Genomic DNA, 13,798 nt, shown 5'->3' on the forward strand with positions numbered 1-13,798 from the left:
GAACCGCCCGGAAATTTTCCGGGGTGCCCTTTTCTTGGTTCGTTCTTTTGGGCACGCAAAAGAAGGAACAATCCCGCTGTTATTTCGCCATCTTTGTATCAAAGGCAAGATAGGTAATAGCTAATGACAATATATCAAAGCAGAAAAGATAAAGGAGGAAATCCGGCTCACCGAGCATTCTGGTACTAAATGCTATTATAGTTGCGTTTAGTAGAACTATACGCTATCATAACCGCATATGAAACAAAGAAAATTCTGGAAGGAAAAGATCGAAAAGGCATGGAATGAACGCTCTGTAATCTGGCTCTCAGGTGTAAGGCGTGCCGGCAAAACCTTTCTTTGCCAAAGCCTTCCTGACACAGAGTATTTCGACTGCGAACTTCCAAGTGTCAGAAGAATGATGAGTGATCCTGAGTCATTCCTTGACAGTTTTCGCAAAAAAAGGGTCATCATTGATGAAATACACAGGCTTGGTAACCCCTCAGAGCTTTTAAAGATTGCTGCAGATCATTATAAAGATATTCGCTTGATTGCCACCGGGTCATCAACTCTCGGAGCATCGGCAAAATTCAGAGACACACTTGCCGGACGCAAGACAGAACTTTGGCTAACTCCTATGACTATTTCTGATACAAATGATTTTGAAAATCCTGATATTACACACCGGTTTTTGCGCGGTGGGATGCCTCCGTTCTTTATGTCATCGCAAATACCTGAAAAGGATTTTCAGGAATGGATGGATGCCTACTGGGCAAAAGACATACAGGAGCTTTTCAGGCTTGAACGGCGCTATTCATTTCAAAAATTTGCAGAGCTTCTTATGATGCAAAGCGGCGGCATTTTTGAAGCAACCCGATTTACCCGTCTTTGTGAAGTAAGCCGTTCTACCATTTCAAATTATCTTAAGGCTCTGGAAGCAACTTATGTTGTCCACATTATCCGCCCATTCAATACAAGGAAAACATCCGAAATCATATCAGCACCGAAAGTCTATACTTTTGACACAGGCTTTATATGTTATTATAGAGGCTGGCATAATCTTAGACCCGATGATATGGGCTTCCTCTGGGAACATCTTGTGCTTAACGAACTGCATGCACACTTGCAGTCGCACAATATCAATTACTGGCGCGACAAAAAGGGACACGAGGTAGATTTTATTCTTGTTCGCAGAGGCAAACCTCCTCTTGCCATCGAATGTAAATGGTCAGCAGATGATTTCGATGCATCTAACCTTCAGTCTTTTTTCCGGCAATATCCTAAAGCAGAAGGACTTGTCGTGGCTAATGACGTCAAACGCTCTTTCAGCAAGAAGTATGGAAATGTTTCAGTAAAGTTCTTAAATCTGCAGGAACTTCTAACGCACATCTAACCTGTTCTAACCTGTAAAGATAAATACCTTTCGGCAATTCCCAAGCTTATTTTTTTAAACTGAACTTCTGCCCTATTGTTATTCCGCCATCTTGGTATCAAAGGCAAAATAGGCAATAGCGAAGGCGAGCAAATCAAAACAGAAAAGATAAAGGAGGAAATCCAATATATCATATAAACTTGCACCCACTGATAATTCGAGCGATGTCCGAAGCCCTAAGAAAAGAGCGGGAAGAAATAAAGGAAGTGACATAACGTTTGTGAGCAGTTCGCGTCCCTGATTCCTAAGGGAGAGCAGGGCAATCAGCAGGCCGATGGCAATAAAACCAAAGGAAGTCAAAAGAATCGGGATCAGCATGATAAATGCGGATTTGCCCAGATTAAAAAAAATAATGTAAAGAGGAAGGGTCACAATCTCCACAGTAATGACAAGGGCGGAATTATATATGAATTTTCCGAGAAAGATTGCCTTAGAAGATATGGGGCAAAGCCTAAGCGCCTCCCAGCAATCGCTTTCATCTTCTGATGTAAGAGACCTGTTGATGGACTGGAACAATATATCCACCAGTATCAGCCAGATCACAAGTGAACCGACAACAGGTTTGAATTCCGGATTCTTTATTACCACAAAACTTGAAAGAAATATCAAAATAACGGAAAGGAATATCAGGGATTTGAATAATGTCTTTTTCCCTGATTCGATCTGAAAATCCTTATATGCCAGCGCCCAAGCCTGCTTTATCATCCTCGATTACTTTCAGGTAAAAATTTTTAAACTCCTCAGGGCTTTCACTCCACTGTCCGTCGAATATTATTGAACCATCATTGAAAATAAGGATTCTTCTCCCTTCGTGAACTCCTGTATCGAAATCATGAGTGGCAGTAATCATTGTCATGTCGCTGAATGAATTCAGATACTCATGAAGGATTTCTGAGGATTTCACATCAAGCCCTGAGTATGGCTCATCAAGGAGCAATATCTGCGGGCTGTTGATAAGGGACTTTATTATGAGAAGACGCTGTTTCATCCCCTTTGAAAGGTGCGAAACCGGCTGGTCTATTTTAGAGCTTAGATCAAATTTCTGTAACAGTTCGTTAATCCTTTTTTCTGATTCTTCTTTTTCAAGACCATACATCTTCCCATAAAATTCGAGGTTCTGCCTTATCGTAAGCGTTTCATAAAAATGGCCTGACTGGGGGGCAAGATTCAAATGCTTTAATATTTCAATTCGTTCGTTTTGCGGATGCCCTAAAATTCTAAATGAACCGGATGTGGGGCTGATAAGGCAGGCAAGTATCCTTAAGAATGTAGTCTTACCGGCACCGTTTGGACCAAAAAGACTTACCTTTTCTCCTTTGCCGATGCTGACCGTTATGTTCTTTAATGAAAAGCCTGAGTCAAAATCTTTAGTCAGATTCTCTACAATCACCATTTCAAAGACCTGCTGTTTTTCTGCGGGGTATCTTGTTCAGCTTCTTCTCTGTACCACCAAGCCTTGCAAGTCTTATGGCGCTTTCTTTAGCAATCAAAGCCTGTAAACCAAGCTTTACCAATTTTCAAGCTCCCTTAGTGATGTATGTTTAATGCGTAAGTATGTATTAATGATGTGTACTTATCAAATTTCCAAAAAAAAGACAAAAATCATTTTACCTACCAGAAGAACTTCTCTATCTTCTGCTCCGGATTGATGAATTTCGAGAGCTTTTCCGCAATGTCGGGGCGCTTCTTTTTTATATAATCAAAACGCTTCTCAAACTCGGCAAGCATCGTGTTGCCAACCTTGAAATGGTTTATCGTTCCGTCAAGGACTTCATTGTCAACCATTGAGAAAAGGAAATCCAGCTCTTCATCGCCGAAGTTCCTTAAACCAAAACCGCGGGCTGTTTCATATAACACTTTCGGATCATTGAATTCAAAAGACTTCTGCCAGAACTCTCTGTATTCATCGAATCCGCTCTTCCCTTCCATCTCTGCCCTTATAGCTTCAGAAGCTTTATAACCGCACATCATGGCCCCCTGATTTTCAACCTCCTGGAACGATGGACCGTCCCCTGCAAGCACCACCCTGCCGCACACCGGATTTGAAAGAGGCTCATAGAGATGCCACATACAGCCAATAGTTGCCGAAAGACGGGCATGCTTAAACCATGGAGCCACAAATTCCTTTGAGAGAAAATTTTTCAACAAACCTTCTGCTGTTTCACCCTTCTTACTGTCAGGACCGATTGAAACTTCGTACACCAGCTTACCCTCTTCCAACAAGGGCTTTGGTGTCACAGTAATTGCGCCTGAAGCTCCATAAACCTTTCCCTTGAACTGCATAAAGGAATCTGAAAACGGTGAATCCACATCCTCGAACTCATAGCCTATAACCCGTGTCTGATAGAGATGTTTTCTTCCCAGGTTGAGACCAAGCGCTGCAATCATTGTGGAATTCACTCCATCGGCAGCGACAGCATAGGATGCATTGAGGGAGTAGAGCTTACTGTTCCTGCGCACTATGACTTCTACACCGTCTTTCAAGTTCTCAATGTTTACGGCGGTCTCCCCTTCCCTCATCTCAACTCCGGCATTGAGCCCTTTGTGATAGAGGGTTTTAAGGAGCGCTTCCTTGTTTATAGTCCTTGCAAGAGGATATCCGCTTTTTTTACTTACAAGGAATTTGTATCCTGATGCAGAGAACTTCACGCTCCTGTTGAGGTCATTGAATTCACCTTCATATGGGATGCTGAAGTCGTTTTTCCGGAATATGATAGAACCTTTCTGCGTTGCAACTAACTCTCCATGGAATTCAGGCTCAAGGATTACCATGGCACAGCAGGGGCGCTTGTAACGGTAAGCAGTTTTCTTGGTCTCGATCAATATGACTTTTAATCCGCTCTCGGCAAGTTTCCACGCGGAAGTCAAACCCGCAGGTCCGCCGCCTATCACGACAACATCGCATTTGTCAGACATAGTGTCTCTTTAGTAGTTTATAAAAAAAAATTCTTCTATACAGTAATTCTGAATTGCTACTTTACGCGACTGGCTTGGTTGCTCCCGCGGCAGGCACCTGCTGTTTAGCGCCAGAGCGGGACTGACAAGCCAGTTATTTTGGCATTACAACAGATTTGGAAACAGTGTCAAGCTCTGCCTCTAACCCGCCATGAACTCGGAAAAAACTTCGTTTGAAAGGAGCACACCTTCTATCGTAAGCAACATTCGTCCATCGTTCACTGCGAGAAGCCCTGCATCCTGAAGACATCCTATCTCTTTTCCCCATTTTGAAAGAAGCTCTACCCCATACTGTTTTTTAAAATTCTCAATATCAATTCCCTCTGTCATCCTTAATCCGAGCATCACCGCTTCGCCGGCAAGTTTTTCACCCGTAACTTCCTCTCCGCCAGCTTCCGGGAACAAGCCTTTCTCACAGCGGTTCATATACTCATCAACATCTTCAATGTTCCATCTTCTTTTCCGCGACATTAAAATTCCTGACAGGCTTTTTTTTACAGCACATGAGTGTGCAGAAGCGCCAAGCCCAAGATATTCTCCTCCATTCCAGTAATTGAGGTTGTTTCTGCACTCATAATCCTGCCTTGCAAAGTTTGATATTTCATATTGATTCAAACCTGCTGATTTAAAAATGACCGCTGCTTCAAGATACATCTCTCTTTGTTCTTCGTCACCGGGAAGGGTGAGACTACCGTCATTTATCATCCCGGAAAGCTGGGTTCCTTCTTCAACTGTCATTCCGTAGCAGGAAATATGTTCCGGATGAAATTCAATCGCCTTTGAAAGGCTTTCATTCCATCTGCCGGAATTGCTCCCGGGAACTCCGAAGATAAGGTCAAGACTCAGGTTTTCAAATCCTGCGGCTCTCGCATCTTTGATAATTCTTCCTGCATCAGAAATGCTGTGCCTTCTTCCAAGGATCTGAAGCTCCTCTTCAACAAAGCTCTGGCACCCGATGCTGATTCTGTTGACACCCGCTTTTCTAAAACCGGAAAGTTCTTCGAGGCCTGCGGTTGCAGGGTTAGTCTCAATCGTTATTTCAGCGTCATCAGCAAGATAAGCATTTCTTCTGACAGCAGAGAGAATTTCCTCTATATCGGACGGAGTCATGATTGAAGGTGTCCCACCGCCGAAATAGACAGCATCTATTTTTCTCTCCGTTAAAAAGCCATTATCCTTATAAAGATTTAACTCCTTTTTCACAGCCTCAGCATATTTTTTGGTAAGTTTCCTGCTTTCCTCAGCAATTTTCCACAGTAGACCATTTTTACGGATAGACAATGGCACTGAATAAAAGTCGCAGTAAATACATTTGGACAGGCAAAAAGGGACATGTATATATATATCTAGGTTTCTCATAGAGTTTATGATTTACTTTAAAGAGATAATAATCTATATTTTTTTTATGCTCAAGTTTGATTTACATATGCACAGCACTTTCTCCGATGGCGAAAAAACGCCGGAGGAACTTGTACGCATGGCTGTTGATAATGGGATAACAACTCTTGCCATCACAGACCATGACATTGTAGAAGGCATATGCATTGCCGCCGCAGAAGCCAAAAAACACTTAATAGAGATCATCCCGGGAGTTGAGGTCAATTGTGTTCACAATACTATGAGAATGGAAATCCTCGGATATTTCATTGACCCGGCCAACAGGAAGCTGAACGAACGCTTAGCCCAGATGAGAGAGTACAGGGAAAAACGGGCAGACCAGATGATAGAGAAACTTAAAGGAATTAATTTCGACATATCACGGGACAGGGTGGCAGAGATATCGGGAACCGGTACAATAGGAAGGCCGCACATTGCAAGAGCCCTTTTGGAAAAAGGATATGTATCATCAATCGGCGAAGCCTTCAGGAAATACTTGAGCGACAACGGACCCTGTTACGTTAGCAGGATGAAAATCGAGGCAGCAGATGCTATCGCTCTTATACGGAATGCAGGAGGAATACCTGTCCACTCCCACCCCGGGTTTTATAAAACAAACGATTTGAGACAACATATGATAGAACTTAAAAAGCTTGGGCTCATGGGTGTTGAGGTTTTTTATCCCTATCCTTTCCAGGTCCCGCTTTTTAGAAACAATGGCGAAAAAGTATCAGGAGCAGATTATGAAAGATATCTCCTCTCAATTGCGAGAGAGCTTGAATTCGTAGTTACAGGCGGAACGGATTATCATGGCGGAGGAAACTACAGCTTGACAATAACAAGGATAAGCGCTGATTACGAATATATTGAAAAGCTAAAAGAAACACACCAGCAGGTGTCAGCTTCTCCTACCATCTAAGAAGTATTGAGCCCCAGTTAAGTCCGCCCCCGAAAGCAGTCATCAGAACATGACAACCGGTTTTTATCCGGCCGTCTGAAATTGCTTCATCAAGGGCAAGGGGCACAGATGCAGCAGAAGTGTTCCCATGTTTATGTACGGTCAGGATTATTTTTTCCTCGGGTATACGGAGCCTTTCAGCCAAAGCATCTATTATCCTTTTGTTTGCCTGATGGGGAACGACTATATCAATATCATCTGCAGTAAGCTTGTTCTGTTTAAGCACCTCGAGGCAGCTCTGCTCCATTGACCTTACAGCGATTTTGAATGTTTCCCGCCCCTGCATATGCACATAATGAAGTCTTTTATCTATCATCTCTTTTGTTATGGGATTACGTGTGCCGCCGCCCGGCATCTGTATAAGATGGGCATAATTCCCGTCTGAATGGATATTTGTAGAAAGTATCCCTCTGTTCCCCTTTTCAGGGATTACGACTGCTGCACCGGCTCCATCGCCGAATATGACGCAGGTATTCCTGTCAGTATAGTCAATTATCTTGCTCATTACTTCAGCACCTATTACAAGGGCGTTCTTATATTTCCCGCTCTTTATAAATGCGTCAGCAATGGTAAGGCCAAAGATAAACCCCGAACAAACTGCGGAGATATCAAAAGCCGCAGCCTTTGTAGCTCCAATATTCTTCTGCACAAAACATGCAGTGGGAGGAAAAAACATGTCAGGCGTTATGGTGGCAACTATTATGACCTCAATATCTTCTGCTTTAACACCCGCAGATTTTAAGGCTTTTTTTGCAGCTATAGTCGCAATATCTGATGTTGCGACATTCGGCTCTGCTACATGCCTTTCTTTTATGCCTGTCCTTTCCATGATCCATTCATTACTGGTATCCACGATTTTTTCAAAGTACTTGTTGTCCAGGACGCGTTCAGGCAGGTATGAACCTGTACCTATTATTCTTGTCAGTATTTCAGCCATGTATTTAAGATAATCTCCTGTATAAATGTTTGCTTTTGATATTAAAAATAAGATGCTATGTCAAGCACGAGGTTATAACGTGTGATATTATAAAGTCTGTTTGACCAAAGTTGCAATTCTGTTGAAGGTCATTTATTTTTTTGATATTTTATGAATTGTTAAATTTTAACCTGAGATAAAAGATTGCATCATAAAGTAACATCGGGACTTGATGTCTTCCTTGAAAAGCACAGAATAGGAAGAACAAAAATAAAGATAGGGCTTCTTGTAAATCCTGCATCGGTCACGCATGACCTTTCTCCAGCGCTTGAAAAAATCATAAAATGCAAAAACATAGAGATTAAAGCCCTTTATGGCCCGCAGCATGGGATATATTCTCATACGCAGGACAACATGATAACATGGCGCGGGTTCACGCATGAGAAACTGGGGATACCTGTTTACAGCCTCTACGGTGAAACCCGGGTTCCTGATGAAGAAATGCTGAAAGACATAGACGAACTCGTAGTTGACCTTCAGGACGTGGGGACCCGTGTTTACACATTCTCTTCCACACTGTTTAACTGTATGGAAGCATGCTCAAAGTTCGGGAAGAAACTCATCATCCTTGACAGACCTAACCCTGTTAACGGCAATTCAGTTGAAGGGGATTGCCTTCAACCTCAATATAAATCATTCGTTGGAATGCTGGAAATCCCGATGAGGCACGGCCTTACGATGGGAGAGCTTGCTGTCATGTATAGGTATGAACGGAAGATTGACTGCGGTCTCGAAATATACAGGATGAAAGGATGGAAAAGGGAGATGTGGTTTGATGATACTGACCTTCCCTGGGTGATACCGTCGCCTAATATGACGACATTTGACACGGCAGTTGTCTATCCCGGAACTGTCTATCTTGAAGGAACTAACCTCTCAGAAGGGAGAGGGACAACAAGACCATTCGAGATAATAGGAGCACCATTCATAAATCCTGATAATTTCAAAAAGGAGCTTGATAGCTATAAACTTCCCGGTGTCTACTTCCGGAGTCTCTGTTTCCAGCCATCATTCCAGAAGTGGAAAGATGAAGTCTGCGGAGGGATACAGATACATGTTACCGACAGAAATAAATTTTTACCTGTACTTACCGGGACAGCGCTCATGAGAGCTGCAACAAAACTTTATCCGGAAAAATTCGAATGGAAGAAACCTCCCTATGAATATGAATATAAAAAACTTCCTATTGATGTTATTGCGGGAAACAGTATTTTCAGGAAGCAAATTGAAGAGACTCATGATATAAAAAATATTGCAGAAAGCTGGAAAGATGACATTAAGGGCTTTAAGAAAAAAAGAAAAGAGTATCTGCTTTACTGACAGAGCCGGTATTATGACAATAGGGAGAAATGGAAAATATGGATCGTGAAATAAAAAAATTAAGGGAAGAGCTTGCCCTGATCTCGGTAAAATCCTATGAGCGGGGATTGACCTCAGGCGCAGGAGGTAACATCAGTGTGCGGATAAAAGACAAGGAACTCGTCGTTATTACTGCGTCGGGGATAAGCTTCAGGGATGTTACACCTCAAAATCTCATTGTAGTGGATTTTGACTGCCGTGTTGTTGAAGGGGATTTAAAACCATCAAAGGAAACCAAATGGCATTGCGGCATATATAAATACAGACCTGAGATAGGCTGTGTGTTTCACAGTCATTCTACAGCAGCCACAGCTTATTCTACAAAGGGGCTGACTGTCCCTCTTCTTACCGGTCCATTTGAAAAGAATATCGGGCATCATGGAGTCGTGCCCTACGCCCCTGCCGGGTCTGACGAGCTTGCTGAATATGTGATAACCGCCTACAAAAATTCTACAGAAAGGGTGCTGATCCTCTCAAGGCATGGCGCGGTCGCGACAGGCCCCACACTTACAGATGCATTTAATCTTGCAGATCTTTTAGAGGATGCAGCGAAAACTGCCATATTTGCAGATTTAATAGGGAGAAAAAATTAATAAATTTTTTTCTTGCCATTTTTTTTAGGAATGCGTAGATTGCGGCTTACTTGGTAAAGTTTGATCAGTAGTATTAGTATTAATCGTTTGATTGTCTGAAATTCGGTCGACTCCGGTTCTCCGGGGGAGAGGTAGAATTTGGCAGTTGGCGGTTAAAGAAGGGGGGACTCCCTCGAAATTTGAGAAAAGGAGGTTTTAGTTTATGGCTCAGGGAACAGTAAAATGGTTTAACGAGAAGAAGGGTTTTGGTTTCATCTCAAGAGAAGGCGGAGAAGACGTATTTGTTCACTACTCTGCTATTGAAGGGTCGGGTTTTAAAACCCTATCCGAAGGTCAGGCTGTGGAATTTGAGGTTCAGGATGGCCCCAAAGGACCACAGGCAGTTCATGTAAAACCACTCTAATATCAACTCTTCGACACTAAGGGGCGGCTTCTACGAAGCCGCCTTTTTAATTTATTACCGGGCAACACCATTACAGGAGGATTGCTGCATGAGAAAACTAACTGAAAAAGAAATCAGGGATTTTATCAACGAATGGACATGGTGCACATTGGTAGGAGTAAACGAGGGCTTGCCTTATGCCGTAGAAGTAACTTACGCCACTGACGGTGAATATATCTACGCCGGTTCAAGGCCCGGAGGAGTGATGTTCAACAGCTTTAAAAAGAACAATAACATAATGATAAAGATATGCGACGCTGATAAGGCCTACCCGACATGGAAGGCTGCTGCAATAAAGGGGAAGGTTGAATATCTTACTGAAAGAGAAGAAGTCTTTAAAGTTATGCGGATGGTTGCAAAAGTAAGAGGCCTGAAAGAGGACCATTTCTACAGGGTTGCCGAATATATCCTCAAATATCCCGGAGGATCGAGCCTGTTTAAAGTGAAACTGGATAATCTCTCAGGTGTCGCTTCTCATTAAGCATTTTCAGCAACTTGTTCTGAGTGGTGGGAAATATTCTTCCAGTTGTATAGTGCATATGAAAGCGCAACAAAATCAGCTATTCCCTTAAGAAGAAATGGCGCGGTAAAGCTTACGTGGTCAAAAAGATATCCTCCTGCAAAAGCAAAGAAGAGTATCCCTATTGCCCCTGCTGTATTATATACGCCGAGGACCGAACCGGTAAGTTCCTTCGGGGCAAGATCAGCAGTCAAAGTCTGCGCACTTATAGTTATACCTGAAAGTCCCATACCCATAAAAGCCATGGCAATATAGATTTGCAGATGATAAGGCGAGTCAAGGAAACTCATCAATGCATAGCCAAAACCGCTTAAAACAAGGGAAACGCAAAGAATCAACTTGCGGCTAAAACGGTCGGTCAGATAACCAAAAACCGGGGAAAATATGGTCGCAACCAGGACATTCACAGCCATCATGGCAGGAGCAGCAGCAGTGGCTTCCTCTGGAGTTTTACCGAAACTTCCGGCTACTTTCACTGCCCATGTTATAAGAAAAAGCCCGAGTATTGACTGGTCTGCCCTTGCGGCGAAAGCGGCAAAAAAACATACCCGCAGTCCCGGTTTTTCACGTGCAAGAGCAAAAACTTTTTTCCATTCTTTCTTTTCCCTCTCCCTCCTTTTCACCCCAACGCCAATTTCTTTTCTGTCTTTTATTCCGGCAAAAGCAATAATGCAGCCGAGAAACCCTATTAATGGCCCGATATAGAAGAAACTCATTACTCCTGTCAGCTTAGGAACCTGTGAAACAAAGAGAAGCGAGAAAAAAGCTCCAAATATGGAAATGAAATTTACGACACCCATTCCCCTGCCCCGATTCTCAACATTGGAGTAATCAGCTATGAGCGTTATTATCTGAGGCCAAAGCAAAAGGAACAGAAATGCATTTATCCCCCTCATTATGTAGACAATCGTTATTGGATCAAGTCCGACTACAGCGGCTATAGAAGCTGACTGTCCGTAAAGATAAAAGAAAATCCCGAAGAATAGAAATCCAAACCATAGAAGCGGTCTTCTGCCCAGCCTGTCAGAAACTATTCCCAGAAACCCGAGGAAAGCAATCTGCATTATTTCCATTATGATCTGCAGATTCGAGTTTATGAGACCGTATTTTAACTTGTCGATTTTTATTACTTTTTCCAGCCAGAGAGGCTGAATAATATGAAAGAGAGGCAAAGAGAGGTTAACAAGAAAAGCCAGCAGGACTAGGGACCAGAAGTTATAAGATGTGACCCCCTCAGGAAGGTCCATCCATAATGTTTTAATTCCTTTTTTTTCCTTTGTCATGTCTATGATTTATCTTTTATATATGAATCTTGTTATATTAGCATTTCTCTTTCTGAAACAGAAAGATAAAATAAACTTGAGATTGTTTTTCTTCTTTTCTATTTTTTAGAATAGGAACGGGAAATAAATATCATGAAAAATTCACTCTTTGATAACATAGACAATTTAACAGAATCAAGAATAGAAAGAGCTCATTCTCCTGATCTTGCCGAGCTATTAGGAGATCCTGATACTGATTTCAAACTCCCGTGGGATAACATTCCGCATCTTTTTTTCTCCCGGTGCAAAAAGTTTTCTTCAAAGACAGCCATAGTTTTTTATGCAAGTGGAAACAGTGAAAGAGAAATCTTAAGACTCACATATAATGACCTGAAGGTTAATGTATGCAAAACAATCAAATTGCTTGATACCTTAGGAGTGCCTCCGGGTAGCGCGATTGCCACTGTTGATCTTTATAATCACAGCGATACTGTTACTATACTTCTTGCAGCATGGTCGCGGGGAAACCTTGTTGTCCCTGTAAATATGGAAGAAGACAGGGACAGAATAGAATTCATACTAAAATCCTCGAATGTTGCCGCAGCATTTGTAAGAGAGCGTCATTTAGAGAAATTCGAAGGAATCAATGAGCGGGCCGGGATAAAGACGATTGTCCAGCTGGGAGGAGAAAAGAAAAGCCATCCACTTTTTTACGAACTCATTGAAAAAATGATTGATGAAGAGCCGGACTTCGGAATTAATATTTCATCGCCTGCACTTCTGGTCTACACATCAGGCACTACAGGAAATCCAAAGGGAGTTATACTCTCGCACAAAATGCTCTACGACATAGATGGTGTTGTGTCGTTTCATGGTTTTAGTGAGAATGATGTCTTCCTCACTGCGATGCGTCTTTTCCATGTAAATGCAATCATAACAAGTATGATGGCCGCTATTTATTCGGGAGGTACACTCATTCTGTTGGGAAAATGGATGCCAAAATACTTCTGGGAAATAGTGTCGGAAGAAAAAGTCACCACAACAAGCGTGGTGCCTGCAATGCTGGTTGATCTCAATGATAACAATGAAAACACAGATGAAAAATATCCGCAGATGAGAACTCATTTTAAAACATTAATTTGCGGCGCCGGAACACTGAAAAAATCAGTGGCCAGGGAATTTATATCAAAATACAAAATAAGAATAGCTCATGGATGGGGAATGTCGGAGACAACATGCTGGGGGTGCTGGCTTCCTGCAGACCTTGACGATGAGGAGTATAATCATCTGATGTTCGACTTTGAGGCACCTTCCATAGGCACCCCTCTCAGACATTGCAAAATGGGTATCTTAGATGAAAATGGGAATATTTTGCCTGAAAATCAAAAGGGTGAAATAGTAATCGCAGGAAGGAACATAATGGAAAGATATGCAGAAAATCCTGATGCAAATGAGGAAACATTCAAATTCGGGGTACTGCGTACAGGAGATGAAGGATTTTATAAACTTGACCGGTGGGGAAGACCCATGTTTTTCATTACCGGGAGGTTAAAAGACATAATAGAAAGAGGTGGGGAGAAATTTTCGCCCTATCTTATGGATGAAGATCTTTCAAAAATAGACGGAGTAGCAAACGCCCTTGTATATGGTTTCCCTCATAAGCGTTTAGGTCAGGAGGTTGGAGTAGTTTTTGAGATGAAAAATGAGGGAAAGCTGGATGAGAGCACTGTCTGGAAATACTGCAGGGAGCTTGGATATTCATGGTCTAAAACCCCTAAAGAAATAAAAATTGTAAAAAAAATACCAAAAACATCTACAGGTAAAGATACAAGAAAAATGTTTGCAAAACTCTTCAAAGATTGTTATGAAAAAAGCTATAAAAGACCTTACTGGTTTTAATTGATTTAAAACTAACTAAATAAGTCAACATATTAAATAACTTTTT

The 13,798-nt window shown here is 42.1% G+C and carries 13 protein-coding genes; 7 read left to right on the forward strand and 6 right to left on the reverse strand.

Translation table 11 applies throughout. The features are described from left to right. Positions 1-238: 238 nt before the first annotated feature. Positions 239-1,372, forward strand: coding sequence for an ATP-binding protein (locus tag HZA77_11815; GenBank protein MBI5376115.1), 1,134 nt, complete (start codon positions 239-241; stop codon positions 1,370-1,372). A 78-nt stretch (positions 1,373-1,450) separates the two neighbouring features. Here the strand turns inward: HZA77_11815 and HZA77_11820 are convergent, their stop codons facing one another. The 4 genes from HZA77_11820 to hemW all read right to left on the reverse strand — a co-directional run bounded on the left by HZA77_11820 (position 1,451) and on the right by hemW (position 5,725). Continuing rightward, a complete protein-coding gene (locus tag HZA77_11820) occupies positions 1,451-2,116 on the reverse strand; it encodes a heme exporter protein CcmB (protein MBI5376116.1) in 666 nt (221 codons plus the stop codon). After that, positions 2,085-2,804, reverse strand: a complete 720-nt coding sequence (locus HZA77_11825) for an ABC transporter ATP-binding protein (protein MBI5376117.1) — start codon at positions 2,802-2,804, stop codon at positions 2,085-2,087. The genes HZA77_11820 and HZA77_11825 overlap by 32 nt, the downstream gene beginning before the upstream one ends. Before the next feature lie 218 nt (positions 2,805-3,022). Continuing rightward, entirely contained in the window at positions 3,023-4,327 is a 1,305-nt protein-coding gene (locus HZA77_11830; protein ID MBI5376118.1) for an NAD(P)/FAD-dependent oxidoreductase, read from the reverse strand. Positions 4,328-4,507: 180 nt separating this feature from the next. Further along, positions 4,508-5,725 (reverse strand): radical SAM family heme chaperone HemW, encoded by a 1,218-nt coding sequence (gene hemW / locus HZA77_11835; GenBank protein ID MBI5376119.1) that lies wholly within the window; start codon positions 5,723-5,725, stop codon positions 4,508-4,510. Between the two features lie 7 nt (positions 5,726-5,732). On the opposite strand from hemW, the gene HZA77_11840 reads away from it, so the two are divergent. Next, positions 5,733-6,662 carry a PHP domain-containing protein gene (locus HZA77_11840; GenBank protein ID MBI5376120.1) on the forward strand — a complete coding sequence of 310 codons (930 nt, stop codon included), beginning with the start codon at positions 5,733-5,735 and terminating at the stop codon, positions 6,660-6,662. Here HZA77_11840 and HZA77_11845 read toward each other — a convergent pair. Continuing rightward, positions 6,652-7,629, reverse strand: a complete 978-nt coding sequence (locus tag HZA77_11845) for a ketoacyl-ACP synthase III (GenBank protein ID MBI5376121.1) — start codon at positions 7,627-7,629, stop codon at positions 6,652-6,654. The two genes, HZA77_11840 and HZA77_11845, sit on opposite strands and share 11 nt — an antisense overlap. Positions 7,630-7,872: 243 nt before the next feature. Between HZA77_11845 and HZA77_11850 the strand changes: the two genes are divergently transcribed. The 4 genes from HZA77_11850 (at position 7,873) to HZA77_11865 (ending at position 10,552) form a co-directional block, all read left to right on the forward strand. Further along, a complete protein-coding gene (locus HZA77_11850) occupies positions 7,873-8,997 on the forward strand; it encodes a DUF1343 domain-containing protein (GenBank protein MBI5376122.1) in 1,125 nt (374 codons plus the stop codon). A 38-nt stretch (positions 8,998-9,035) separates the two neighbouring features. Further along, positions 9,036-9,629: a class II aldolase/adducin family protein gene (locus HZA77_11855; GenBank protein MBI5376123.1), complete on the forward strand. Its 594-nt coding sequence runs from the start codon at positions 9,036-9,038 to the stop codon at positions 9,627-9,629. Between the two features lie 202 nt (positions 9,630-9,831). Further along, positions 9,832-10,032 (forward strand): cold-shock protein, encoded by a 201-nt coding sequence (locus HZA77_11860; protein MBI5376124.1) that lies wholly within the window; start codon positions 9,832-9,834, stop codon positions 10,030-10,032. 88 nt (positions 10,033-10,120) lie between these two features. Next, positions 10,121-10,552, forward strand: a complete 432-nt coding sequence (locus HZA77_11865) for a pyridoxamine 5'-phosphate oxidase family protein (GenBank protein MBI5376125.1) — start codon at positions 10,121-10,123, stop codon at positions 10,550-10,552. On the opposite strand, the gene HZA77_11870 is transcribed toward HZA77_11865, so the two are convergent. After that, on the reverse strand, positions 10,549-11,874 hold the full coding sequence (locus tag HZA77_11870) for an MFS transporter (GenBank protein MBI5376126.1): 1,326 nt from the start codon (positions 11,872-11,874) through the stop codon (positions 10,549-10,551). The two genes, HZA77_11865 and HZA77_11870, sit on opposite strands and share 4 nt — an antisense overlap. 132 nt (positions 11,875-12,006) lie before the next feature. Here HZA77_11870 and HZA77_11875 point away from each other — a divergent pair, with 132 nt between their 5' ends. Then, complete coding sequence (locus HZA77_11875; protein MBI5376127.1) at positions 12,007-13,752, forward strand: acyl--CoA ligase; 1,746 nt, start codon at positions 12,007-12,009, stop codon at positions 13,750-13,752. The last annotated feature ends 46 nt before the right edge of the window (positions 13,753-13,798 follow it).

The sequence above is a fragment of the Candidatus Schekmanbacteria bacterium genome (assembly GCA_016219965.1).
Lineage (GTDB): Bacteria > Schekmanbacteria > GWA2-38-11 > GWA2-38-11 > J061 > JACRJM01.

What these genes read in the sequence shown, in the direction of transcription:
- HZA77_11815 (MBI5376115.1), top strand. Translation starts at nt 239, where the DNA reads ATGAAACAAAGAAAATTCTGGAAGGAAAAGATCGAAAAGGCATGGAAT.
- HZA77_11820 (MBI5376116.1), bottom strand. Translation starts at nt 2,116, where the DNA reads ATGATAAAGCAGGCTTGGGCGCTGGCATATAAGGATTTTCAGATCGAA.
- HZA77_11825 (MBI5376117.1), bottom strand. Translation starts at nt 2,804, where the DNA reads ATGGTGATTGTAGAGAATCTGACTAAAGATTTTGACTCAGGCTTTTCA.
- HZA77_11830 (MBI5376118.1), bottom strand. Translation starts at nt 4,327, where the DNA reads ATGTCTGACAAATGCGATGTTGTCGTGATAGGCGGCGGACCTGCGGGT.
- hemW (MBI5376119.1), bottom strand. Translation starts at nt 5,725, where the DNA reads ATGAGAAACCTAGATATATATATACATGTCCCTTTTTGCCTGTCCAAA.
- HZA77_11840 (MBI5376120.1), top strand. Translation starts at nt 5,733, where the DNA reads ATGATTTACTTTAAAGAGATAATAATCTATATTTTTTTTATGCTCAAG.
- HZA77_11855 (MBI5376123.1), top strand. Translation starts at nt 9,036, where the DNA reads ATGGATCGTGAAATAAAAAAATTAAGGGAAGAGCTTGCCCTGATCTCG.
- HZA77_11860 (MBI5376124.1), top strand. Translation starts at nt 9,832, where the DNA reads ATGGCTCAGGGAACAGTAAAATGGTTTAACGAGAAGAAGGGTTTTGGT.
- HZA77_11865 (MBI5376125.1), top strand. Translation starts at nt 10,121, where the DNA reads ATGAGAAAACTAACTGAAAAAGAAATCAGGGATTTTATCAACGAATGG.
- HZA77_11870 (MBI5376126.1), bottom strand. Translation starts at nt 11,874, where the DNA reads ATGACAAAGGAAAAAAAAGGAATTAAAACATTATGGATGGACCTTCCT.
- HZA77_11875 (MBI5376127.1), top strand. Translation starts at nt 12,007, where the DNA reads ATGAAAAATTCACTCTTTGATAACATAGACAATTTAACAGAATCAAGA.